We start from the raw sequence: 24944 nt of genomic DNA, 5'->3' as shown, positions 1-24944 counted from the left end.
ATGATGAAGAACTTTCCCCGAACCAACATTGAAACGCAACTTTTAAAATCCAGGAACAAACGACAATCTGAGGATTTATTTCTGAAAGAAATTGAAGCTATTTTTAACGAAAATGAGCTTAGAAACGAAGCTATCCTGAAAAAGCTAGAAAACAACGATAAAAAAAGTACTTCGAATTCGTTGAATTTCAACCTTCTTGAATCTAACCGAATTTTCCATATTAGTGATATTCAAAAAATATGTATTGATTACCGACTACGTTTTCTAAGCTCTTCTTATTTTAAAGCTGAGATTACTTTTGAAGCCATTATGGCGATTCGAAAACTCGAAAACGATCACAGCACCAGTCTTTCTGGTTTTAGAATTATCGCTCCTGCCAGATTATTTAAATTAGAAAATGCAGACGATCCTTTATTAATGGCTCCAATGGGTAACGATTATTACTATTTGGTACATAAATGGGGGAATGATCTTCACCCCTTCAGGAAATTATTAATGTGGCCTTTTAAACAATTAGAGAATTTTATCTTTTCTATGTTTCTGCTAAGCTTGGCAATCACTTATTTAATTCCGCAGGAAATATTTGCACACGGCGGACAGCAAAGTACAACTGAATTTTTAATGATCTTATTTTTTGTATTTAAATGGATTGGCGGTCTGGCTATTTTTTATGGCTTTAAAAAGGGTAAAAACTTTAGCGAATCGATTTGGGACAGCAAATATTACAACGCTTAAATGCTAAGAAATAACGTTAAACTCTAATTAAATAAGGCATTTAAAATACCCAATCTTTGTATTTTAGAATTCTTAAATTGAAATTATGAGTACTAACGAAACATACGAAAGAGTTTACACCGGTAGCGAGGTAAACGTCCAATACTTACAGGAATTATTTAATAAATCTGGAATTTCTAATCGTGTAAGAAACGATATGGAATCTGGTTTAAGAGCAGGATTTGGTGGTGGAATCCCAGGACAGGTTCAACTTTTTGTAATTAAAAGTCATTTTGATGAAGCCGCCGCTATAGTAAAAGCGACATTCCCAAATGATGTAGCTGAACATGAGTAAAGAAAAATTGCCTTCTAAAGGCCGAAATTACGCATATCTAGCTGTTGGTATTTTTTCATTGGGATACGGCACTTATCGCGTAATAAGTTTATACGAAAACTATCAAAAATATGAACTACAATTTGCTATCGCTATTGGTTTTATAGCAGCAGGTGTAGTTTGTCTCTATAAATTCTTTAAGACATTAAAAGCATTAAATTAAAAAAGCGGCTTTTAGCCGCTTTTTTATATTTTCAATATATTTTTTTACCACTCGATCACGGCACTGGCCCAGGTAAACCCACTACCAAAAGCAGCAAGAACAATTGTATCACCCTCTTTTACCTTCCCATCTTCCCAGGCTTCAGTTAACGCAATAGGAATCGACGCTGCGGTTGTATTTCCATATTTCTGAATATTATTATATACCTGATCGTCTCTTAATTTAAATTTCTGCTGAATGAATTGCGAAATTCTAAGATTTGCCTGATGCGGAATTAGCATATCGACATCACTTACGTCCATTCCGTTTGCTTTTAATCCTTCCATAATAACTTCAGAAAAACGAACCACGGCATTTTTAAATACAAATTGGCCGTTCATATAAGGATAGTAAGGAATATCTTCTAGTTGGCTTTCATCTCCTGCCGCTTTATTTTCAGCAATAATTTCTGGAACCCAATGATTGGTACTTGGCCCTTTTAAGGATAATTCTAAAGCATGCTTCCCTTCAGAATGTAAATGAGTAGATAGAACTCCCTGACCATTATGATCGCTTCTGGTTAATACCGCTGCTCCTGCCCCATCTCCAAAAATAACCGAAACAGAGCGCCCACGTGTTGTAAAATCTAAGCCGCCGCTATGGTTTTCACTTCCAATTAGCAATACATTTTTATACATTCCTGTTTTTATAAACTGGTCTGCAACACTTAAACCATAGATAAAACCACTACACTGGTTACGAATATCTAAAGCAGGGCAGGTATGTATCTCTAGCATTTCCTGAATCTGCACTCCGCATCCAGGGAAATAATAATCTGGACTAAGAGTCGCAAATACAATCAGATCGATATCGTCTTTACTAATATTTGCTCTTTCTAGGGCAATTTTTGCAGCTTTAGCACCCATGCTTGCTGTTGTATTGCCATCACCTTTTTTAATATGTCGTCTTTCTTTTATACCGGTACGTTCCTGTATCCATGCATCATTGGTATCCATGATTTTAGACAAATCATCGTTGGTTATCACGTTCTCTGGTACATATTTTCCTAATCCGGCAATTTTAGACTGATACATTCAGTTTATTTTTAAATTATTGAAAAATTCTGTCTTAAATTTAGTAAATATCCAAATTCTTAGACTTGCAATATAGTAAAGATTAACATTTTACAGAATATCTTATCTTAGTTACACAAAACTTCTAAAAACTTATCCATGAAAAAACAAATCATCCTTTGTTTTCTATGTCTTGCCGCTTCTATTTTTAGCAGTACAGCACAAGAAAATCTTACTTATCAAAAACCACCAAAACCTATTCTGGATTTAGTAGATGTACCATTAGCACCAGGAACTTATATTAACAGCAAAGGAGATTTAATGCTGTTTCTTTATCGTGACCAGTACAAAACAATTGCTGAATTAAGCGAAAAAGAATTACGCCTTGGTGGTTTACGTATTAACCCGGTAACCAATATTAGTAGCCGTGCCAGTTACTTTACAGATATTAAAATTAAACCTGTAAAAGCTGAAAATCCTACAGATGTAAAAGGTTTGCCAGAAAATCCGAGACTTGCCAATCTTAGCTGGTCTCCAGACGAAAAGAAACTTGCTTTTACCCAAACTACTGAAACCGGAGTAGAATTATGGGTTATAGACATTGCATCTGCAACAGCTAAAAAATTAACTGATGCTACTTTAAATGCCAATATGGGAAATACCATTAATTGGTTTAAAGATAGTGAAGCAGTATTAATTAAAATGTTGCCCGAAGACCGTAAAGATCTTATAGACGAATCTTTGGCTGTACCAACAGGACCAACTGTTAGCGTTAGCGATGGTAAAGAAGCGCAAAATAGAACGTACCAGGATTTACTTAAAGATCCTAACGACGAGTACAACTTTGAACAATTAGCACGCTCGTCTTTAGTTAAAGTAGATTTAGATGGAAATAAATCTGAATGGATGGAAGCAAAGATGTATGATGATATTAGCTTTTCTCCAGATGGCGAATATGTTATGATTAGCCATATTAAAAAACCATTTTCTTACCTGGTGCCTTATTATAGATTCCCTACAGAAACCAATGTTTATAAAAACGATGCCAGCCTGGTAAATATGGTAAATGACGTACCGCTTTTAGAAGATTTACCACAAGGTTTTATGTCTACTCAGCAAGGTCGAAGAAGTTTAAACTGGCGAGCAGATAAACCAGCGACCTTAGTTTATGCCATGGCTTTAGATGGTGGCGATCCTGAAGTTGAAGTAGATTATCGCGACCAGGTTTTTATGCTAGAAGCGCCTTTTAAAGGGGAAGGGAAAGCTTTCCTTAAAACCATAAATCGCTACAGCGGCATTATGTGGGGTGACGATAAAACCGCTATTGCCATGGATTACTGGTGGAATACAAGAAATAGAAAAACGTATGTTATAAATCCATCAGGTAATAATAAAGATCCTAAAATTCTTTTTGATAGAAATTATCAGGACGTTTACAGTGACCCAGGAAGTTTTGTAACCCATAAAAATGACTACGGAAGATATGTTTTAGAACTTGATAGTAAAGATGCTTATTTAATTGGTGACGGATTTTCTGAAAAAGGACAGTATCCATTTATAGATAAGATTGATTTATCCACTGGAAAAACAGACAGACTATACCAATCTGCTTTTGAAGATAAAAAAGAAACCATTGTAGAGGCCATAGATATGGACAAAGGAGAAATTCTGGTAAGGATTGAAGCTTCTACAGAGTATCCAAATTACTACATAAGAAATCTTAAAAAGAGAATTGGGCTTCAACAAATTACCAGCTTCGAGAATCCTTTTAAAAGTTTAGAGGAAGTAAGCAAAGAAGTAATCACCTACAAACGCGAAGATGGATTAGAATTGAATGGGACACTTTATTTACCTGCTGGCTACGATAAAGAAAATCCTGAAAAGTTACCTATGATCATGTGGGCATATCCTCGTGAATACAAGGATAAAAATTCGGCTTCACAAAATACAAGCAATGCTAACGACTTTACCTATCCTTACTACGGATCTCCTATTTATTGGGTAAATAGAGGTTATGCCGTTTTAGACGATGCTGCATTTCCAATTATTGGCGAAGGTGACGAGCAACCAAACGATACTTTTAGGAAGCAATTGGTAGACAATGCGGCTGCGGCTATTGATGCTGTAGATAAGATGGGCTTTATCGATCCAGATCGTGTTGCGGTTGGTGGACATAGCTACGGTGCTTTTATGGTGGCCAACCTATTATCACATTCAGATTTATTTGCTGCCGGAATAGCTCGAAGCGGAGCTTACAATAGAACTTTAACGCCTTTTGGTTTTCAAAGTGAAGAGCGAAATTACTGGGAAGCACCAGAAGTTTATTATACTATGTCGCCATTTATGCACGCCGATAAAATGAAAACTCCGCTTTTGTTAATTCATGGAGAAGCCGATAATAATTCAGGCACCTATCCTATGCAAAGTGAGCGCTATTTTAACGCCCTTAAAGGTCTTGGCGCTACTGCCAGATTGGTAATGCTACCAAAAGAGAGTCATGGTTATAGTGCGAAAGAATCTGTTTTACATGTTCTTTGGGAGCAAGATGAATGGTTAGAAAAATATGTAAAGAATAAACCAAAAACCGATGTAAAAGCCACTAAGGAAGAAATCCAAGATTAGATAAAACTGGCAATAATTTTAAAAGCCTCCTGAAGATTTTCAGAAGGCTTTTTTTATAAGAAAAGCGCAATTTCGAAGAATGAAATTGCGCTTTTCAACCTAACCAATAAATCAAAATATTACACTATAAGTAATCACGGAATCTATTAATCTCTACTTTAGCTTCCAGATCATGTAATAAGTTATAAAGTCCGAAGAAAGTTCTGTTGATATAAAGGAAATGCTTGCTTCCGCGATTCCCGTTCATCTTTCTTAACTCTTCGTCCTTGCTATATTTTTCACTAAGTTTTGTAATTGAATCCCAAAACTCTTCATCTGAAAAATCGAAAGTTTCTGAATGAAACGGACTCGTAAATAAATTCAGCATTTCAAGAAATAATGCCGAAAAATATCGAATCTCGGTTTCGGTATCGTCTTCCCTTAATATTTCAAGCTCATATAATTTCTCGTTGAAAAATTCAGGATTATTAATATTCTCCTTTTTAGCTAATTCGAAATAAGGTACATAAAAATCATCTGGCACTTTTTTAATACAACCAAAATCGATTGCTATTAATTTTCCGGCCTTATCTACAAGAAAATTCCCAGGATGAGGATCTGCATGTACTTCTTTTAAACCATGCATTTGGAACATATAAAAATCCCAAAGAGCCTGCCCTACCTTATTTGCTTTTTCCTGATCTTTATTTTCTTTAACAAACTCGCTTAAATGTTGGCCATCCATCCAGTCCATCGTGATGATTCTCTCGCTGGAAAGATCTTCGTAATACTGCGGAAATTTCAGATTAGGGATGTGTTTACATGCTTCTGAAATCGCTTTACTTTGCTTAACTTCTAAAACATAATCTGTTTCCTCTAAAAGCTTACCTTCTACCTCTTTAAAATATTTTTCTGAATCTTTGCCCTGAAGATTAAACATTCTAGTCGCAATTGGTTTTACCATTGCTAAGTCTGAACTTATACTATCTGCCACACCAGGATATTGGATTTTCACAGCAAGTTTTTTCCCATCTTTAGTAGCACGATGCACCTGGCCTATACTCGCAGCATTTACAGATTGCGATGTAAATTCGTCGTATAATTCTTCAGGGTAATTCCCATTATATTTTTTGAAGGTTTTTCTAACCAAGGGAGCAGATAAAGGCGGAACGCTAAACTGAGCCAAACTAAATTTCTCTACATAGGCACTTGGCAGCAAGCTTTTCTCCATAGAAAGCATTTGTGCAACCTTAAGTGCACTACCTTTCAAACTTTTTAAACCATCATAAATATCACTGGCATTATCGCGATCTAAATCGTCTCGAGTAAGCTCTTTGTTAAAAGCTTTTTTGCTATAATATTTTAAATAATTCCCACCAATTTTAGCCCCGGTTTGCACCAGTTTGCTGGTTCGGCCAATTTTGCCGGTAGGGATTTTATCTATCGATTTCATCTAATTTTTCTTTTTGCCTTTCGGCCTTTTCATAGCAATTTTTTTAATGGCTTACTTTGCCATTCTTTCTTTATATAGAAATTTTCCGAAATCTACCACACGCTCTAGTGGTGTATTATCAAAAACATCGAAAACGGTATTTACAGACTTTTCGATAGCTACATCTGTACTTTCAAATTGTGCCGAGTTATCATCCATCCAAAACTTTAACAAAAACAAGAGTTGAATCCATGCAGCTTCAGAAAAAATTTCTTCAGGTTGCTGTAAAAATTTTAGTGTTTTTTCTTTGTTTCCATCTTCTACCAGGCCTTTTGCAAAAGACTTCACATTTTTACGCAGCCCTTTTAATTGCTCAAGATTTTTTATTGGTGTTGGATCCTTTTTCAGTGTAAATAATACATAACTTCTATTTGCGGTAAGCACTTCGAAAAAAGTATAATAGAACGTTAGCATTTTTTCACGATTAGTGAAGCTTGGATATTCCGGACTCTTCTCGATAACATTTACCGTATTCAGGTAAAACTTCTCCCAAATTCCTTTCTCTAAACCTTCAAAACTTCCGTAGAAATTATAAAATTCTTCTTCACCTATTTTATTCTCTTTACAGAATTTATATACCGTTTTTGGAGCATGTTCGTTTTCCAGAACATAATCCATGTACAGACTTATTAGTTTATCTGAATCTAATTTCTTTTTTGTTGTGGTTGTTTTCTTTGTCGTCGCCATAATTTCTTTTTCTCTTATCCAAATATAATAATTGTTTAATCTAAAACTTAATTAGTTAAACAAAATGTTTGTTAAAAATCTATTTGCTCAAATTTGAAGTTCAAACAATTAGACGTTTTTGTGATATAATATTTACAAGTCTTATGCCAAGTTGACAGCAAAACCGTAATGGTATTTTTTTTGGTTAAAAGGAAAATGAATTCGATAATAAAAACTAAAAATATATGGCAACTGGAAAGATTAATGTATCTGTAGATAACATTTTCCCGCTAATAAAGAAATTCCTTTATAGCGACCACGAAATTTTCCTAAGAGAGTTAATTTCTAATGCAACAGATGCAACTTTAAAATTAAAGCACCTTACTAATATTGGTGAAACCGATGTTGAATATGGGAATCCTGTGATCGACATTAAAGTGGATAAAGACAATAAGAAAATCCACGTGATCGATCAGGGTATTGGGATGACCAAAGAAGAAGTTGAAAAGTACATTAACGAAGTAGCTTTTTCTGGTGCAGAAGAATTCCTTGAGAAATATAAAGATTCTGCCAAAGACAGCGGAATTATTGGTCATTTTGGGCTTGGTTTTTATTCTGCCTTTATGGTAGCCCATAAAGTTGAAATTATTACCAAATCTTACAAAGATGAACCTGCTGCACACTGGACGTGTTCTGGTACAACCGAGTTTACTTTAGAAGATTCTGATAAACAAGAACGCGGAACAGAAATTATTCTTCATGTAAATGAGGATGACGAAGAGTTCTTAGAAGAAAATAGAATCGAAGAGCTATTGGTGAAGTATAATAAGTTTATGCCAATCCCAATTCGCTTTGGAACTAAAGAAGAAACACTTCCGCTTCCAGACGATGCTCCAGAAGATGCAAAGCCAGAAACTAAGACAGTAGATAACATCATTAACAATCCAGATCCTGCATGGACAAAACAGCCTACAGATCTGGAAGATCAGGATTATAAAGATTTTTACCGTGAATTGTATCCAATGCAATTCGAGGAACCTTTATTCCACATTCACCTAAATGTAGATTATCCTTTTAATCTTACCGGGATTCTTTATTTCCCAAAGATGTCTCAGGATATGAACATCCAGCGTGATAAAATTCAGCTTTACCAAAACCAGGTTTTTGTAACCGATAATGTTGAAGGTATTGTACCTGAATTTTTAACGATGTTACGCGGAGTTATCGATTCTCCAGATATTCCTTTAAACGTATCTCGTTCTTATCTTCAGGCAGACGGTGCGGTAAAGAAAATTTCAAGCTACATTACCAGAAAAGTTGCTGATAAATTAAAGTCACTTTTCAACAATAATCGTGAAGATTTTGAAGCAAAATGGAACGATATTAAAGTAGTTATCGAATACGGTATGCTTACTGAAGATAAGTTTTATGATAAAGCGCAAAAGTTTGCTTTATACCCAACCATCGATAATGAATACTATACTTTTGAAGAGTTAAAAGAAGCTATCAAAGGGAACCAAACCGATAAAGACGGTAATCTTGTAATTCTTTATGCATCTAACCAAAATGAGCAACACAGCTACATTCAAGCAGCGAAAGATAAAGGTTACAAAGTATTGCTATTAGATTCGCCTATTATTTCTCACTTGCTACAAAAACTAGAATCTTCTGAAGAAAAGATCACTTTTACCAGAGTAGATTCAGATCATGTAGATAATCTAATCAAAACAGATGAAGAGAAAATCTCTAAATTATCTGATGATGAAAAAGAGAAATTAAAAGATGATTTTGAAAAAGTAGTACCAAAAGAAAATTATACCATCCAAATGGAAGCGATGGATAGTACTGCAGCTCCACTTATGATCACTCAGCCAGAATTTATGCGTAGAATGAAAGAAATGCAGCAAACCGGCGGTGGCGGAATGTTTGGAATGGGTAACATGCCAGAGATGTACAATCTTGTGGTAAACACCAACCACCCATTAACTTCTCAAATTTTAAGTGCAGATGAAGAAACTCAGCAACGTTTAATTAAGCAATCATTAGACCTTGCGAGACTTTCACAAAACTTGCTTAAAGGTGAAGAACTAACTGCTTTTATTAAGCGTAGCTTCGATATGGTGAAATAAAATTTCATATCATTAGTTTATATCAAAGCGTCATTCGATTTTAGAATGGCGCTTTTTTTATTGGCATCGCCAAAGATTATAATACCCAAAGGCTTACCTCAAAATTAAAAATTTGTTTAACGAATGCCTCAAGAGCTTTCCCCGAGATATTTTACTTTATACTGAAAGTTTTAACAGAAAAGCTCTACTAAGTTTAAAATCATGACAATGAAAAAACTACTTCTATTTTCTACAATTTTAGTTCTATTCGCTTGTAAAAACAATTCGGAATCAACCTCTTCAGAAGAGAACATTATGACAGAACCCGATGGCGGAATTGGTGATGGTGCTACTTCTCCCGCAATGCAATTCCCCATTGCTATTGAAAATACACATAAAAAGGATGAGTTTTTAAAACATAAAGCCGTACAATTTGATATCGCTTTGATATTTGGCGGTAACGAGCGTCTAAATGCGAAGATCACCACGCTAACCAATTCAGGAAAAATTAAAATTGTTAAAAAGGATAGCTCTACCCTAACTTTCGATGGTGAAAACGCATGGATTTCTCCAGCAGCTAAAAATTATAATGGGGCAAGATTCGATATGTTTACCTGGCAATATTTTTTTGCATTACCATTTAAACTTACCGATAATGGTACAAATTGGGAAATGCCAAAACAGCGAATTATGGATCGCAGCAAGGTAAATTCGGCTAAACTAACTTTTGGACAAAATATAGGTGACGCACCAGATGATTGGTATATTATTTATCAGGCCGAAGACCAAAAATTAGCTGCAGCAGCCTATATTGTCACCTTAAATAAAGAAATAAGTACTGCCGAAGCGAATCCACACGCTATTAATTATCACGATTATAAAATGGTAGACGGAGTTCCGTTTGCAACAACCTGGACATTTCATAACTGGTCTAAAGAAAATGGAATTGAAGACGAAATTGGTAAAGCAAAAATATCGAATATCAAGTTTATAACTCCTGAAGATGATTTTTTCAAGCCGGCAAATGACGCTGAGGAAATAAATAAGTAATTTAAAAAGTTTAGCAAACTGTTTTAGAGATCATTTTCCAGCTTAAAAAATTAAGCCTAAAAACCTACAATATTATAATGCTATAGGTAAAATATTTCTATAAACTACCCTATAAAACTGTTGTACATCGTAAGGTTTTACGATAATATCATTCATCCCTGCGCTATGAATTTCTTCCCTAAATTCTTCAACCTCTACTGCGGTTAGCGCAACAATTGGGATATATTCATTAAACTTTCTAATCTCTCTGGTAGCTTCCATTCCTGTAATTCCGGGCATATTTACATCCATCAAAACCAAATCGAAAGCTGTATTTCTTACTTTTTCAATAGCTTGGTGCCCATCCTCTGCAATTTCACAAACAAAATTTTTCTGTTCTAAAATACGCTTTGTTACCACCTGATTTATGCGGTTATCATCAACAATCAAAATTCTATTTTTTGATTGTTCCTGCCAGTTTTCTACAACATCTTCTTTTAAATCATCGATTGTGGCTACTGCAGCATCATCTTTATCTGGATCTTTCTTAAAATTAATCGTAAAGCTAAAACAAGAGCCTTCCTGCTCTTCACTTTCCAAATAAATATCAGAATCGAATAATTTCAGCATCTTTTTTACGATAGGCAGTCCTAAACCTGTACCCTGATAATTATAATTGGAAGGTTTCAACTGTAAAAATTCTTCAAAGATTTCCTTTTGTTTACTTGCAGGGATTCCTATCCCATCGTCCTCAACTTCAAAATTAATTTTATAATATTCTTCTGAAGCATCGATTACATTTGCACGAATCCAAATATTTCCACGCTCTGTAAACTTAAGTGCGTTTCCTACCAGGTTGACCATGATCTGCGATAATCGAACAGAATCTCCCAGTAAAAATGGCGGGATATCTTCATCGATTTCAAGATGAATCGTGTTTTTATTTTGAATTCTGGTAAATTCGAGCGTTTGCATAATACTTTGCAATAGCTCCCTCAAATTGAAAGAAATACATTCTAATTGTACTTCTTTAGATTCCATTTTATTGATCTGAAGTACATCATTAATTAAAGCCAGTAAATAATCTGCTGAGAATTTTAAGGATTTTAAATCTTTTTGGTGGTCTTGCAACTTTTTATCCTCTAATAATAAAGAAGTTAAACCAATAACTCCGTATAATGGTGTTCTTAATTCGTGACTAACGGTAGAGAAAAACTGAGTTTTTAAATTAGAAAGTCTTTCGGTCTCTTCTTTCGATTTTCTTAGTTCGTTATTTTTATCCTGTAACTCTGCAATTAAAGTTTTACGTGATCTATTTATTCGGTTTAAGAAGATTAAAATAATAAACAAGACAATAGCAGCAACGATTAGTAAAATAAGCTTTTCGTTAGATTTCGAAATAATTTTTTCCTGGTAATTTTTCTCTTGCTTGGCAAGCTCCAGGTTTTTTTGATATTCATTTACATCAAACCTGGCATTTGCAGCCTGAATTTGAGCTGTTTTACTATGCTCAAAAATTTCAGACTCATAATCATGCTGAACTTGAAGCGCTTCGTATGCTTTTTTATATTCTCCATTTCTAAAAAGCATTTCAGCATACCACTTATAAGTTTCAGCACCTTCATAAGCCAGGCTATCCTTGTTTACAATTTTTGTAGATCTTTCAAAATAAACTTTGGCAGAATCTATCTGGTTATTTTCCATAAAATATCTACCGTAAAGCATATCTAACTCGGCATCCAGATAGTCAAAATCTTGATTTTTAAGAACAATTTTAGCGTTATCTAAATACTCCTTAGCTTTTTCAGGCTGATTTTTATCAAGATACGTCCAGGCAATATTAATATTTGGCGCAATTAACTCTTCTTCATTATTCAACTTAGTAGCAAGATCGATTACTCGATTATAATAAGAAATTCCCTTTTTATAATTGTCTTTTGTTTCAGAAAAGATATTACCCATATTATTATATGCCCACATGATAAGCGTATCATTTTTTGTGGCATTCGCATATTCTAAAGCCTTTTCGTAATGTGATTTTGCGCGTAATGTATCTTTTAGTTCTTCGTAGGCTACACCAAGATTATTGTGCCCATGGTATAAATAATAATCATCTTTAACAAGATCTGCTAATTGAATAAGATCCATAGAAGTTTGGATACCTTCATGATAATTATAATCTGCAAATAAATCTATAGAATTATTTAGCAAGTGCTCTAGGCTATCTTTACTAACAAGCTTATCCTGAGCGATTAACGATAGGATAAAGAAGTTACAAAAAAGGGAAGAAAGTAATATTTTGCGTATCACGAACAAAGAAAATATTTAGCACCATCCAGCGTGGAAAATTACTCTATTTAAGGTAATTACACAAAAAAATGTATCAAAGCAGCTAAAATTAGTTGCAAAAGTATTCATATTAAACTTAATAAGGTTATCTTCCTTTAAAAATATTATTATGGGCTATCCCTGGCATCTTTATTTGATGGGAATTATGTACGTAATTGCCGGTGTAAATCACTTTATTAAACCAAAAATGTATGTAAAAATAATGCCTCCATATATCCCGGCACATCTTAGCATGGTATATCTAAGTGGTATTGCTGAAATTATTTTGGGGATCGCTGTTTGCTTTGCGGCGACTAAAAATTATGCGATCTACGGAATAATCGTCATGCTACTTCTATTTTTTACTGTACATTTTTACATGCTTTCTTCTACTGAAGCTGGAGCCGGCTTACCAAAATGGCTATTGATTCTTCGAATTCCGTTACAGTTTTTGTTAATTTGGTGGGCATGGTTTTATTTGAAATATTAAAATGACTGAAGAAATCTATCTTCCACAAGCACATTTAATTTACAATGCCAATTTTCTGGATACCCTATTCTCCGAAAAGTTGTTTCAGCAATTATATACCGAAACCAATTGGATACAGGAGCCTATCAAAATCTTCGGTAAAGAAATGATGCAACCACGATTAACGCATCTTTTTGGAGAGAGGTCTTATTCCTATTCCACCATAATAATGAATCCCGAGCCGTTTCCTGAAATGCTTCAGCAATTAAAAAATAATCTCGAAAACTTTACAAAATCGACATTTAATGTCTGTCTCGCTAATTTGTATCGAGATGGGCAAGATAGTATGGGCTGGCACAGCGATGATGAAAAAGAATTAGGTGAAAATCCAACCATCGCATCGATAAGTTTAGGTGGAGAACGTATGTTTCACCTTCAGCATAAAACAAAAAAAGAGCTAAAACAAAAATTTGTCTTAGCTCCCGGAAGTTTATTAATTATGGCTGGAGAAACTCAACATTTTTGGAAACATCAGCTTCCTAAAACCAAAAAACAGGTTGCTCCCAGAATCAATCTTACCTTTAGGCAGATTTTGGACTAGTTATAAATATCATTAAGCACTTTCGCTAAACGAATACCTCCTCTTTGCAACTGCTGTCTTACCGTAGGAAACCACTCGTACATGTATTTGTAACCAAGATCATTGTCTTCTTCAACCGACTTATATAACTTTTCAGCCAGATGTCTACTTTCATCCACCCAGTCTAACAAATCGCCTTCCTGAACAGCCTTTACCTGATATTTACTTAATTCATCTCTATTCTCTGCAAGTTCAGTATAACTCATCTGGTAAGAATCGATCATTTTGCTATCCCAAACACTGTGGATATTGGTCTTTTTCCCAAACCATTTTACATCTACTCTATTTCCACCAAGGTCGGCTGCATGACCAACATGAAAAGGTTGATGAAGATCTCCCACAAAATGAACCAGCATTTTTAGATGAAATTGTTTATCCTCTCTACTTGAATTTTTATCCTTTAAAACCTCAACACATTTTCTAATTCCCAACACAACATCACCATCTTCACTGGCCTTGGCTGGATCGTAAGCTTCTTCTTCTGGATCTATATTTACATAATGCCAGGGGCTGTATTTTCTATAAGCAGGATCACTTTTAATATCGTCTCCATGATTGGCTACAAATGCCAAACTATGCCCATCTAATAATTTATCGATAGCTTTTTGTGCTTTTCTAGACAGATGTACCTGCGCAATTTCGCCAGTAGTTCTGTGTCCTGTTTTACCCCAATCTGCATCATTTGCAAATGAAAACTGACTAATAAATACGGCTACAAGTGCGATCAATAATTTCTTCATTCCAGATAAATTTTAGCGCAAATATAACCAAGCTTAAGTAATTTAAATGTTAAACCTCGATTCTGTTAATTTTAAATTCAATATATTTATGATATCAATTTAATATCAATTAAAACTACTATATCATGACACAGGAAAAATCTTCATCGCCATCGAATGGCTATTTTATGTTATTTGTCTTCATTGTTCTATTCTTCGGAAGTATTTTCGGGTTAATCGCATTTAAAATGGCCTGGTTCATTTTAGGTATTCTTATTGCTCTTTTTCTAGCGCCCGGTTTTTTACTGGTTAATCCTAATGAATCCCGAGTACTTCTATTATTTGGAGATTATCGCGGAACCGTTAAGAAAAATGGTCTTTTTTGGACAAACCCTTTTTACACCAAAAAGAAAATATCGCTTCGTGCCAGAAACTTTGATAGTGAACGCTTAAAAGTGAATGACAAATTAGGGAATCCTGTGATGATAAGTACCATTTTAGTTTGGCGTGTTCGCGATACCTACAAAGCTTCTTTTGATGTTGATAATTTTGAAAATTTCGTCATCGTACAAACAGATGCTGCGGTTAGAAAACTGGCGAGTATGTATCCTTATGATAATTTTGCAGATGAAGGTTTAGATGAAGATATCACACTGCGAAGCAGTATGAACGAAGTAAGTGATGCTTTAGAAAAAGAGTTGGAAGAACGCCTTGAAATTGCCGGGATCGAAGTATTGGAAGCTAGGATTGGTTATTTAGCCTACGCCAACGAAATTGCCAGTGCGATGCTTAAAAGACAACAGGCTACTGCAATTGTTGCCGCCAGGCATAAAATCGTAGAAGGTGCGGTAAGTATGGTTGAAATGGCTTTGGATGAATTAGGCAAAAAAGAGATCGTGCATTTAGATGAAGAACGCCGTGCTGCAATGGTTAGTAACCTAATGGTAATTTTATGTGGAGATAAAGATGCATCGCCTGTGGTAAATGCAGGAACGCTGAATCACTAATTATGCGAGTATTTAAAGAAGAGCAACGATTCAATCAATGGTGGCTTATTGTAATTTGCACAATCTCAGGAATTTGGATTCTTTTAAATCTAGATCTTTTTCAAGGATTTTCAGAAAATCTATCGATAAGTAAATTACTAGGAGCGGCCCTTGGTCTTTTTATTTGTATAGGGATCTTTATGGTAAAAATGCATACCAAAATCGATAAATCTGGGGTGAAGGTTTGGTTTAGTCCGTTTCGTTTTACAAAGAAATCCTTTCGCTGGAATGAATTAGAAAATGCTCATACCAGGAAATACCGTCCGATTAGTGAATTTGGAGGTTGGGGAATTCGGATTTTCAGAAAACATAAAGCTTATAATGTAAAAGGCGATAAAGGAATTCAGTTAAAAACGAAAGAAGGCAAATTCTTTTTAATTGGCACACAACAAACCCAAAACGCAGATCGTGTAATTAATCGATATTTTAAAAATTCAGAAGAATGAAAAAATTACTATTCATATTATCGATTTTCAGCATTAATTTTTGCTTCGCTCAATTTCAGGAAAAAGAAATAGAAGTTAATAAGTATGTTCTCGGCACGCTATGCCTTCCTTCCGAAGAAACCGAAACCGCTGCGCTAATTATTGCGGGTTCTGGCCCAACCGATCGGGATGGAAGCAATCCTATGTTACCTAATCATAGTCTGGAAATGCTGGCGCATGGTTTAGCTGAAAATAATATTGCAAGCTTTAGGTACGACAAAAGAATATTTAGATTACAAGAACTAAAATTAACTGAATCTGACCTTTCTTTTGATGATTTTATTGAGGATGCCATTACCGGGCTACATTATCTAAAAGACTCCCTGAAATATAAAAAGATAGTAGTGATTGGGCATAGCCAGGGTTCTTTGGTAGGAATGATCACAGCACAAGAAGGTGCTTCCGGATTTGTTTCTCTTGCGGGACCTTCGGAAAAAATGAGCATTAAAATCATTGAACAGGTAAGCAATCAATCCCAGGCATTTGGCGATACTACCAGAGTTCACTTTCAGGAACTTCAGGAAAAAGACACGATCGAAAAAGTTAATCCTTTTCTTATGGCCATTTTTAGACCCTCGGTTCAGCAATTTTTAAAATCATGGGATAAATATGAGCCAAAAGAAGAACTTAAGAAACTAGATATTCCCATCTTAATTGTAAACGGAACAAAAGATGTACAGGTAAATGCTAAAGATGCTGAAGACTTAAAAAGTGTGGTAAGTGATGCCGAATTATTACTTTTGGAAAACATGAACCATATTTTAAAATCTGAAGGCGAAACCAGGAAAAATGAAGATGAAGAATTAGTTTTGCATCCAAAATTGATTCCTGCGCTAACAAAATTTATTCAGGAATTATAGAATATGGGTAAGAAAAAGGCATTTGCATTACGGGTAGATGAAGACATGCTAAAAGCTGTTGAAAAATGGGCTTCAGATGAATTTCGAAGTACCAATGGGCAGATCGAGTGGATGCTAAGCAAATGTTTAAAAGAAGCGAACAGACATCCTAAAAATAAAAACAAAGAAAACTAATGAACTATAAAATTGTCTTTTCAGACATCGACGGTACACTTTTAAATAAAGAAAGAGAACTTTCCCCACTCACTATAAAAACCATAAAAGAAGTAAAAGAACAGGTTCCTGTAGTTCTAATTTCAGCTAGAATGCCAGAGGCAATGCTCCATTTACAGGAGGAACTTGATATTAGAGAATTACCCATAATCGCTTATAATGGCGGATTGGTATTGGTAAACGACAAAGCAATTAGCTCGGTGGTAATTCCACTAGACACGCTAAAAAGCATCCATGATTTTAATACTGAAAATGATTTAAATGTTCATTTGAGTTTATATCATCATGACGAGTGGTACGTTCCGCAAACCGATTTTTGGGCAGAACGCGAAGAAAACAACACTAAAGTAGCACCACAAATAAAACCTAATGCTGAAGTGATCAAAAAATGGACTTCAGAAAATAAAGGTCCGCATAAGATCATGGCGATGGGCGACGAGGAGAAAATCGATAAAATAAGCCAGTTTTTATCTAAAAACTACAGCGAAGATTTGCACTTTTATCGTTCCAACAAAAATTATCTGGAGATCGCCAATAAAAAGATCTCTAAATTCTCTGCCATCGAATATTTACTAGAAAACCACTTTAAAATTTCTACTGAAGATACCATCGCATTTGGTGACAATTATAATGATGTAGCAATGGTTGGCGGTGTAGGTATGGGCGTTGCGGTTTCTAATGCTCGCCAGGAAGTAAAAGATGTAGCTACAAAAATTACCGGTCATGGTAAAGAAGATGGTGTTGCACAATGTCTTCAGGAGTTATTTTCTTAATAAATCTCGATTAATCTAAAATTAGGCAGGTAGAATATAATTTGTATTTTGCCTGCAAATCTTATTTTCATGAAAGATATGCCGGTTTTCACTAACGATGCAGTTGTTTTAGGATTGCTAATGATCTCGCTTGGTTTTGTTTTTTATACCTCGTCGATCAAAACTGGCTTTTGGGCCAAATTCTATAAAATCGTTCCCGGTGTATTGATGTGCTATCTAATCCCCGCGATTTTAAATTCTGCCGGATTTATAGATTCATCTGTCTCTAATCTCTATTTTGTAGCCAGCCGATATTTGTTACCTGCTTCATTGGTTTTAATGACATTAAGTATCGATCTAAAGGCGATTTTCAACCTGGGGCCAAAAGCCCTTATCATGTTCTTTGCCGCAACGTTAGGAATTATTATTGGTGGACCAATTGCCATTTTATTGATTTCTATCGTATCTCCAGATACTGTTGGCGGCGCAGGATTCGATGCTACCTGGCGTGGTTTATCTACACTTGCCGGTAGTTGGATTGGTGGTGGTGCTAACCAAGCAGCAATGTTAGAGATCTATCAATATAATCCTGAAAAATATGGAGGGATGGTATTAGTAGATATTGTAGTAGCTAACCTTTGGATGGCGATCGTTTTATTAGGTGTGGGTAAAAGTGACCGCATTGATAGATGGCTTCAGGCAGATAACTCGGCCATAACCGAATTAAAAAATAAAGTTTCAGCATATACAGAAAGTGTAAAACGTATCCCTAGCTTACCCGATTTTATTATTATTCTTGCTTTAGCATTTGGTGCAGTAGGAATCGCACATTTTGGTGCCGATGAAATTTCAAGTTTCCTGGTTAGCACTTTCGATGTTTTTCAGGATAAGAAAAGTTCGTTGGCCTCTTTTTCTTCTGAATTTTTCTGGATGATCACTATTGCTACGGCTATTGGGATTATTCTTTCGTTCACTAAATTCAAACAATATGAAGGTGCTGGAGCCAGTAAAGTAGGAAGTATTTTTATTTATGTACTGGTAGCTACAATTGGGATGAAAATGGATCTTGGTGCCGTTTTCGATAATCCTGGATTAATTGCAATAGGGCTCGTTTGGATGGCGATTCACGTAATTATTTTACTGGTAACCGCGAAATTGATAAAAGCGCCTTATTTTTTCCTTGCAGTAGGAAGCCAGGCCAATGTTGGTGGAGCGGCATCTGCACCTGTTGTGGCAGCAGCATTTCATCCATCGCTAGCAACCGTTGGCGTATTGCTGGCGGTATTTGGATATGTTGTGGGAACTTACGGAGCAATTTTATGTACCATCCTAATGCAATTGGCTGCAGGAGGGTAGAAAATTAAAAGAACAAAATTCAGAAAAAATAAACCTTAGCTATATCAAATATTAAAATCTAAAGAATTCCTAATTTTAATTATTCAATTTTGGTTAAAAAAATGGAAAAATATAAGATATTTGCGCTGCTGAAAAACTAATACAATACAATGAAAAAAATTAGCTTACTTTTACTTACAGTTCTTTCTATAATTGCCTGTTCACAAAAAGAAACCAACTTAAAAGTTTCGGGGAACATTAAAGGACTTAAAAAAGGTACGCTTTATCTTCAAATGATAGAAGATACTTCTTTGGTAAATGTAGATTCTTTAACGATTAATGGAGATTCTAATTTTTTATTGCAGGCCAACATTGATAGCCCGCAAATGATGTATTTGTATTTAAACAAAGTTGATAATTCAGAATTTGACGATCGCCTGGATTTCTTTGCAGATCAGGGAGAGGTAACTATCAACACTTCCTTAGAGAAATTTGAAACTGATGCAAAAATCACCGGTTCTAAAAATCAGGAAAAATTGATGGAATATCGTAAAATGATGAGCCGTTTTAATGATAGTAATCTTGAAATTATAAAGGAAAATTTTGAAGCTCAAAAAACAGAAGACGCAGAAAAACTTATCGAGCTGGATAATCGTTACGAGCGTCTTTTAAAGAGAAAATATCTTTACACCGTAAACTTTGCGTTAAACAATAAAGATATCGAATTAGCGCCTTATTTAGCTTTATCTGAAGTGTTTGATGCAAATATAAAGTATCTTGATACGATTTACGATTCATTAGAAAAAAACGTACAAAAATCGAAGTACGGCAAGCAGCTTAAAGAGTTCTTAAAAGAACGTCGCGAAGAAGAAAAACTAGAGGAAAAAGTTGAAGCTGAAAGTGAGGAAGCAAATTCTTAATTCCTGAAATTATAAAGATTAAAGCCGCATTTTAGCGGCTTTTTTTATTTCTAATAACAACAAAATCAATACTAAGCTTTAAGAGAACCTTAGTATAGCTTGCAGGTCGTTTTCTTTAACTTTGAGAAAAAGGCCTTATATGATTGCAAAACCTAACCCTAAAGAAAAGTACGATCTTATTTGTGTTGGCGGCGGAATTATGAGCGCAACTTTAGCGCTTATGACTAAGATTATAGATCCAGATGCCAATATTATTATTTTTGAACGTTTAAAAAAAGTTGCCCAGGAAAGTACTGAAGCATGGAATAATTCGGGTACGGGACATTCTGCTTTTTGCGAGCTAAATTATACTCCGCAGCAAGAAAATGGCAGTATCGATATTTCGAAAGCTAAAGAAATCTTTCAGCAATACGAACAATCCAAACAGTTTTGGTCGTATTTACTAGAAAAAGATATGCTGAAAAAGCCTAAAAGCTTCATTCATTCTTTACCGCATCATAGTTGGGTTACCGGGCAGGACAATGTTGATTTCCTTAAAAAAAGACATGCTGAAATGAGCAAAAGCTTCATGTTCGAAGAAATGAAATTTTCTGAAAAACCTGAAGAGCTAGAAAAGTGGTTTCCACTAATTATAAAAGATAGAAACCTGAGTGAGCCTATGGCGGGCACAAGAATGGAATTGGGAACGGGAGTTAATTTTGGAAATCTAACGGAGCAATTTTTTAAAATCCTGCAAGAGGAGTTTAATGTACCCATTCTTTTAGACCATGAAGTTCTTGACATCGATCCCGATGGAAAGGATGATTGGTTAATAGAAGTAAAATACAACAAAACCGATTACAAAACCTACTACGATAGTGAACATGTTTTTATTGGTGCCGGTGGTGGTGCTCTTCCCCTACTCCAAAAAGTAGAGATCGATGAAAAAGAAGGTTATGGTGGATTTCCAGTAAGTGGCCAATGGCTATTTTGTAAAAATCAGGAGGTCATAGAAAAACATCATGCAAAAGTTTACAGTAAGGCTGGTCCAGATGCACCACCAATGTCTACACCGCATTTAGATAGTCGTTTCATTAATGGAAAAAAGCAATTACTATTTGGTCCTTTTGCAGGTTTTAGCACTAAATTTTTAAAAGAGGGTTCTTTACTAGACCTACCAAAATCGATAAAATTAGACAATATCCCATCGATGTGGGGTGTTTTCTGGCATAACATTCCGCTTACAAAATATTTGCTAGAGCAAATTAAAATGGATCATGAAGATCGAATGAATGAGCTTAGAACTTTTGTAAAGGATGCCAAATCGAACGAATGGGAATTAAAAGTTGCCGGCCAACGTGTACAGATCATTAAAAAAGATGAAGAACAAGGTGGAACGCTAGAATTTGGGACAGATGTTGTTCATTCTAAAGATGGCAAAATCACAGCGCTATTAGGCGCTTCGCCAGGAGCTTCAACCGCAGTACATATTATGATCGATGTCCTCAAAATTGCTTTTCCAGAGAAACTAAAAGAAGAAACGGTAAAAGCCAAATTAGATGAAATGATCCCATTTTGGAACCGGAAAATTTCAGAAGAAAATAAAGAGGAATTTAGAGAAATTCAGAAAAAAACATCCAAATTATTAGAGCTAAATGTGTTGCATTAATTAATTAGATGTGAGAATTTAGATTTTAGAAACTAGATTCTAGACTTAAAATTTATAATGATACACTCCTAGTGTATATAAAATAAAAAACTCCTTAGAAAAATCTAAGGAGTTTTTTATTTGAGCCGATGGAGGGACTCGAACCCACGACCTGCTGATTACAAATCAGCTGCTCTAGCCAGCTGAGCTACATCGGCATTACTCTTTTTTTATTAAAGAGCGTTTACTTTTTCAATAAGCTTTTCAGCTTTAGCTTCTAGTTCTTTTTCTATTGCTTTAAAATGCTGAGCTTTATTCTCTACATCCTTTTGATTGATCTTTACGATTAGCTCGTCAAAATCTGCAATAGCTTCATCAACTATGGCTTCTGTTTTTGCTTTATCCTCTTCTGGATTCGCTTCCTGGTGAATATATGCTGCTTCGATGATGTCACCAAATACATTATTCACATCTCTCTTCAATAATCTTTTACTTGCCATAGCTTATAATTTCGGCTGCGAATTTAAATCATTTTCTGAATATAAAAACACTTTTTCAGAAAAAATTTTAAGCAACTATTAATTTTTATTCCCCTTTATAAGAAACGTAGTTTCTAGGGGTTTCGTATAGCGTTACCTCAAGCTCTAAATTTGCTCTAAGTTTATCGCGTAATTTATTCCAAATCACCACGGCAATATTTTCTGCAGTTGGATTTAAACTTTTAAATTCTTCAACCTCAACATTCAGATTTTTGTGATCAAAAGGTGTTTCAACTTCAGTATAAATTAGATCCTTTAATCGTTTAAGGTCCATTACAAAACCGGTTTCTGGATCTATCTCTCCTGTTACCGCCACAATAAGCTCGTAATTATGTCCATGAAAATTTGGGTTACTGCATTTTCCAAAGATTTCGAAATTCTTCTCGTCGCTCCACTCCTTTTTAAAAAGTCGGTGTGCGGCATTAAAATGAGCTTTTCTATGTACGGTTAACCTCATTACGAAATATGGTTATAATATTTATCAAATATGATCTTAAACCACTCGGTATAAACATCTGGATTCACTTTCATATCTTCTTTCACTTCCTCTAGGCTCACCCATTTCCAGGCATTCACTTCGTCTGGGTTTGGATTTGGATCTTCATCGTAGTGCCCCACTAAAATATGATCGTATTCATGTTCTGTTAAACCATTATCAAAAGGCGCTTTATAAATAAAAGAAATGGTGTCCTTAAGTTCTGTAGAAAATCCCATTTCTTCCATCAATCTGCGTTTACCCGCCTCGATATTCGATTCTCCTTCGCGTTGATGACTACAGCAGGTATTGGTCCAAAGTCCCGGTGTATGATATTTGGTAAGCGCTCGTTGTTGCAGCATAAGCTCTCCATTTTCATTAAATACAAAAACCGAAAATGCACGATGCAGCAATGCTTTTTCATGTGCTTCAATTTTTTCCATTAAGCCGATTTGCTCGTCTTTTTCGTTCACTAATATTACCTGATCTGTTCCCATCATAAAATTTAGAGCTCCAAATGTACAAAATCGTACTTATCTTAAAAATCTGTGTTTTTGCGGCCAAAATTCAATATTAGTGATTCGGCTTTAAATAGAACGCACAACGCATGTTTAAAATTCCTTAAAATAATAGTATTTTTGCGCCTCAAATATCGGTAGATGAAAACTTTTCAGAAAGAATTACGACGTAGAAGAACATTTGGTATCATTTCTCACCCAGATGCGGGTAAGACCACATTAACAGAAAAACTGCTTCTTTTTGGGGGGGCGATTCAGGAAGCGGGTGCTGTAAAATCAAACAAAATTAAAAAAGGAGCGACGAGTGACTTTATGGAAATTGAGCGCCAGCGTGGGATTTCTGTAGCGACTTCGGTTTTGGCCTTCGAATATAAGGACATCAAAATTAATATTCTGGATACGCCAGGTCACAAGGATTTTGCTGAAGATACTTTTAGAACTTTAACCGCTGTTGATAGTGTGATCGTAGTGATTGATGTTGCAAAAGGGGTCGAGGAACAAACTGAAAAACTGGTTGAAGTTTGCCGTATGCGTAATATCCCAATGATCGTTTTTATCAACAAACTGGATCGTGAAGGTAAAGATGCCTTTGAGCTTTTAGATGAAATTGAGCAAAAATTAAATTTAACGGTAACTCCGCTTTCCTACCCTATTGGGATGGGATACGACTTTAAAGGAATCTACAATATTTGGGAGAAAAACGTAAACCTTTTTACAGGCGACCCAAGAAAAGATATCGAAGATACTGTTGAAATTTCAGACCTAAGTTCATCTGAATTAGATGATCTTATAGGTAACAAAGCTGCAGATACTCTTAGAGATGAATTAGAACTTGCACAGGGTGTTTATCCTGAATTTGATAACAAAGCCTACCTGGAAGGTCGATTACAACCCGTATTTTTTGGCTCGGCTTTAAATAATTTTGGTGTACGTGAGCTTTTAGATTGTTTTATTGATATTGCGCCACCACCAAGACCAAAAGAAAGTGATATCCGAGTAGTTGAGCCTGCTGAAGATAAATTTACCGGATTTGTATTTAAGATCCATGCCAATATGGATCCTAAACACCGTGATAGATTAGCTTTTGTTAAGATCGTTTCTGGAAAATTTGAAAGAAACAAGAACTACTTACATGTTCGCCATAATAAAAACCTGAAATTCTCTAGTCCGAATGCCTTTTTTGCTGAAAAGAAAGAAATCGTAGATACGTCTTATGCGGGTGATATTGTGGGACTTCATGATACCGGAAACTTTAAAATTGGAGATACGCTTACTGAAGGTGAGAATTTAAATTACCGCGGAATCCCAAGTTTCTCACCAGAACATTTTAGATATATCAATAACGCCGATCCTATGAAATCTAAACAATTAGAAAAAGGGATCGACCAGTTGATGGATGAAGGTGTTGCGCAGCTTTTTGTTCTGGAATTTAATGGACGTAAAGTAATAGGAACGGTAGGTGCGCTTCAGTTTGAAGTGATTCAATATCGTTTAGAGCATGAATATGGTGCTAAGTGTAATTACGAAAATTTAAATGTTTATAAAGCTACATGGGTAGAGGCTGAAGACGAAAAGAGCGAAGAATTTAAAGATTTTAAACGCGTAAAATCTAAATTTTTAGCCAAAGACAAACATGGGCAGTTGGTATTTTTAGCCGATTCTCAGTTCTCTTTACAAATGACACAGCAAAAATATCCTTCGATCAAATTCCATTTTACTTCGGAATTTTAAGCTGAAGATTATTATAAAATTCAAAGAAAACTCCCCTGTTTTGACATTATTAGAACAGGAGAGTTTTT

The 24944-nt window shown here is 35.2% G+C and carries 25 protein-coding genes and 1 tRNA gene; 17 read left to right on the top strand and 9 right to left on the bottom strand.

Going from position 1 to position 24944, the window contains the following annotated elements; genetic code table 11:
• The 3 genes from IIF7_RS02110 (at position 1) to IIF7_RS02100 (ending at position 1271) form a co-directional block, all read left to right on the top strand.
• Complete coding sequence (locus IIF7_RS02110; protein ID WP_084839998.1) at positions 1 to 735, top strand: hypothetical protein; 735 nt, start codon at positions 1 to 3, stop codon at positions 733 to 735.
• An 85-nt stretch (positions 736 to 820) separates the two neighbouring features.
• Complete coding sequence (locus IIF7_RS02105) at positions 821 to 1069, top strand: putative signal transducing protein (protein ID WP_084839997.1); 249 nt, start codon at positions 821 to 823, stop codon at positions 1067 to 1069.
• The gene (locus IIF7_RS02100) at positions 1062 to 1271 is read left to right on the top strand and encodes a hypothetical protein (protein WP_084839996.1); all 210 of its coding nucleotides are present in this window, start codon (positions 1062 to 1064) and stop codon (positions 1269 to 1271) included. Before IIF7_RS02105 ends, IIF7_RS02100 begins: the two co-directional genes overlap by 8 nt.
• Positions 1272 to 1315: 44 nt before the next feature.
• On the opposite strand, the gene IIF7_RS02095 is transcribed toward IIF7_RS02100, so the two are convergent.
• Positions 1316 to 2344 carry a 3-oxoacyl-ACP synthase III family protein gene (locus tag IIF7_RS02095; protein WP_084839995.1) on the bottom strand — a complete coding sequence of 343 codons (1029 nt, stop codon included), beginning with the start codon at positions 2342 to 2344 and terminating at the stop codon, positions 1316 to 1318.
• Positions 2345 to 2482: 138 nt separating this feature from the next.
• Here IIF7_RS02095 and IIF7_RS02090 point away from each other — a divergent pair, with 138 nt between their 5' ends.
• Positions 2483 to 4945 (top strand): alpha/beta hydrolase family protein, encoded by a 2463-nt coding sequence (locus IIF7_RS02090; RefSeq protein WP_084839994.1) that lies wholly within the window; start codon positions 2483 to 2485, stop codon positions 4943 to 4945.
• Positions 4946 to 5069: 124 nt separating this feature from the next.
• Here IIF7_RS02090 and IIF7_RS02085 read toward each other — a convergent pair whose 3' ends face one another.
• Complete coding sequence (locus tag IIF7_RS02085) at positions 5070 to 6377, bottom strand: ABC1 kinase family protein (RefSeq protein WP_084839993.1); 1308 nt, start codon at positions 6375 to 6377, stop codon at positions 5070 to 5072.
• A gap of 51 nt (positions 6378 to 6428) precedes the next feature.
• Positions 6429 to 7103: a TetR family transcriptional regulator C-terminal domain-containing protein gene (locus IIF7_RS02080; protein WP_084839992.1), complete on the bottom strand. Its 675-nt coding sequence runs from the start codon at positions 7101 to 7103 to the stop codon at positions 6429 to 6431.
• Between the two features lie 224 nt (positions 7104 to 7327).
• Between IIF7_RS02080 and htpG the strand changes: the two genes are divergently transcribed.
• Positions 7328 to 9211 (top strand): molecular chaperone HtpG, encoded by a 1884-nt coding sequence (htpG, locus tag IIF7_RS02075; protein WP_084839991.1) that lies wholly within the window; start codon positions 7328 to 7330, stop codon positions 9209 to 9211.
• A gap of 207 nt (positions 9212 to 9418) precedes the next feature.
• A complete protein-coding gene (locus IIF7_RS02070; protein ID WP_245801481.1) occupies positions 9419 to 10240 on the top strand; it encodes a hypothetical protein in 822 nt (273 codons plus the stop codon).
• Positions 10241 to 10312: 72 nt separating this feature from the next.
• Here the strand turns inward: IIF7_RS02070 and IIF7_RS02065 are convergent, their stop codons facing one another.
• On the bottom strand, positions 10313 to 12529 hold the full coding sequence (locus tag IIF7_RS02065) for a tetratricopeptide repeat-containing hybrid sensor histidine kinase/response regulator (protein ID WP_245801480.1): 2217 nt from the start codon (positions 12527 to 12529) through the stop codon (positions 10313 to 10315).
• 148 nt (positions 12530 to 12677) lie between these two features.
• Here IIF7_RS02065 and IIF7_RS02060 point away from each other — a divergent pair, with 148 nt between their 5' ends.
• Both IIF7_RS02060 and IIF7_RS02055 read left to right on the top strand, forming a co-directional pair.
• Positions 12678 to 13037, top strand: a complete 360-nt coding sequence (locus tag IIF7_RS02060) for a DoxX family protein (protein ID WP_084839988.1) — start codon at positions 12678 to 12680, stop codon at positions 13035 to 13037.
• 1 nt (position 13038) lies between these two features.
• On the top strand, positions 13039 to 13617 hold the full coding sequence (locus IIF7_RS02055; RefSeq protein ID WP_084839987.1) for an alpha-ketoglutarate-dependent dioxygenase AlkB family protein: 579 nt from the start codon (positions 13039 to 13041) through the stop codon (positions 13615 to 13617).
• Here the strand turns inward: IIF7_RS02055 and IIF7_RS02050 are convergent.
• Complete coding sequence (locus tag IIF7_RS02050; protein WP_084839986.1) at positions 13614 to 14396, bottom strand: S1/P1 nuclease; 783 nt, start codon at positions 14394 to 14396, stop codon at positions 13614 to 13616. The two genes, IIF7_RS02055 and IIF7_RS02050, sit on opposite strands and share 4 nt — an antisense overlap.
• 125 nt (positions 14397 to 14521) lie before the next feature.
• Here IIF7_RS02050 and IIF7_RS02045 point away from each other — a divergent pair, with 125 nt between their 5' ends.
• The 8 genes from IIF7_RS02045 (at position 14522) to mqo (ending at position 21634) form a co-directional block, all read left to right on the top strand.
• The gene (locus IIF7_RS02045; RefSeq protein ID WP_084839985.1) at positions 14522 to 15382 is read left to right on the top strand and encodes an SPFH domain-containing protein; all 861 of its coding nucleotides are present in this window, start codon (positions 14522 to 14524) and stop codon (positions 15380 to 15382) included.
• Positions 15383 to 15384: 2 nt separating this feature from the next.
• On the top strand, positions 15385 to 15867 hold the full coding sequence (locus IIF7_RS02040; RefSeq protein ID WP_084839984.1) for a hypothetical protein: 483 nt from the start codon (positions 15385 to 15387) through the stop codon (positions 15865 to 15867).
• The gene (locus IIF7_RS02035) at positions 15864 to 16766 is read left to right on the top strand and encodes an alpha/beta hydrolase (RefSeq protein WP_084839983.1); all 903 of its coding nucleotides are present in this window, start codon (positions 15864 to 15866) and stop codon (positions 16764 to 16766) included. Before IIF7_RS02040 ends, IIF7_RS02035 begins: the two co-directional genes overlap by 4 nt.
• A gap of 3 nt (positions 16767 to 16769) precedes the next feature.
• Entirely contained in the window at positions 16770 to 16940 is a 171-nt protein-coding gene (locus tag IIF7_RS02030; RefSeq protein WP_084839982.1) for an Arc family DNA binding domain-containing protein, read from the top strand.
• Complete coding sequence (locus IIF7_RS02025; RefSeq protein WP_084839981.1) at positions 16940 to 17752, top strand: Cof-type HAD-IIB family hydrolase; 813 nt, start codon at positions 16940 to 16942, stop codon at positions 17750 to 17752. Before IIF7_RS02030 ends, IIF7_RS02025 begins: the two co-directional genes overlap by 1 nt.
• Before the next feature lie 69 nt (positions 17753 to 17821).
• On the top strand, positions 17822 to 19087 hold the full coding sequence (locus tag IIF7_RS02020) for a DUF819 family protein (protein WP_084839980.1): 1266 nt from the start codon (positions 17822 to 17824) through the stop codon (positions 19085 to 19087).
• A 149-nt stretch (positions 19088 to 19236) separates the two neighbouring features.
• On the top strand, positions 19237 to 19986 hold the full coding sequence (locus tag IIF7_RS02015) for a DUF4369 domain-containing protein (RefSeq protein ID WP_084839979.1): 750 nt from the start codon (positions 19237 to 19239) through the stop codon (positions 19984 to 19986).
• A gap of 139 nt (positions 19987 to 20125) precedes the next feature.
• Positions 20126 to 21634, top strand: a complete 1509-nt coding sequence (gene mqo, locus IIF7_RS02010) for a malate dehydrogenase (quinone) (protein ID WP_084839978.1) — start codon at positions 20126 to 20128, stop codon at positions 21632 to 21634.
• A gap of 123 nt (positions 21635 to 21757) precedes the next feature.
• Here the strand turns inward: mqo and IIF7_RS02005 are convergent.
• The 4 genes from IIF7_RS02005 to idi all read right to left on the bottom strand — a co-directional run bounded on the left by IIF7_RS02005 (position 21758) and on the right by idi (position 23124).
• A tRNA-Thr gene (locus tag IIF7_RS02005) sits at positions 21758 to 21831 on the bottom strand.
• Between the two features lie 15 nt (positions 21832 to 21846).
• Positions 21847 to 22113, bottom strand: coding sequence for a hypothetical protein (locus IIF7_RS02000; protein WP_084839977.1), 267 nt, complete (start codon positions 22111 to 22113; stop codon positions 21847 to 21849).
• Between the two features lie 85 nt (positions 22114 to 22198).
• A complete protein-coding gene (locus IIF7_RS01995) occupies positions 22199 to 22609 on the bottom strand; it encodes a 6-pyruvoyl trahydropterin synthase family protein (RefSeq protein WP_084839976.1) in 411 nt (136 codons plus the stop codon).
• On the bottom strand, positions 22609 to 23124 hold the full coding sequence (gene idi / locus IIF7_RS01990) for an isopentenyl-diphosphate Delta-isomerase (RefSeq protein ID WP_084839975.1): 516 nt from the start codon (positions 23122 to 23124) through the stop codon (positions 22609 to 22611). Before idi ends, IIF7_RS01995 begins: the two co-directional genes overlap by 1 nt.
• Positions 23125 to 23286: 162 nt before the next feature.
• Between idi and IIF7_RS01985 the strand changes: the two genes are divergently transcribed.
• Positions 23287 to 24876 carry a peptide chain release factor 3 gene (locus tag IIF7_RS01985; protein WP_084839974.1) on the top strand — a complete coding sequence of 530 codons (1590 nt, stop codon included), beginning with the start codon at positions 23287 to 23289 and terminating at the stop codon, positions 24874 to 24876.
• Positions 24877 to 24944 lie beyond the last annotated feature (68 nt).

The sequence above is a fragment of the Zunongwangia atlantica 22II14-10F7 genome (assembly GCF_002094855.1).
Taxonomy (GTDB): Bacteria; Bacteroidota; Bacteroidia; order Flavobacteriales; family Flavobacteriaceae; genus Zunongwangia; species Zunongwangia atlantica.
The sequence above is the reverse complement of the archived record's forward strand: the minus strand, read 5'-3'. Positions and strand labels throughout refer to the sequence as shown.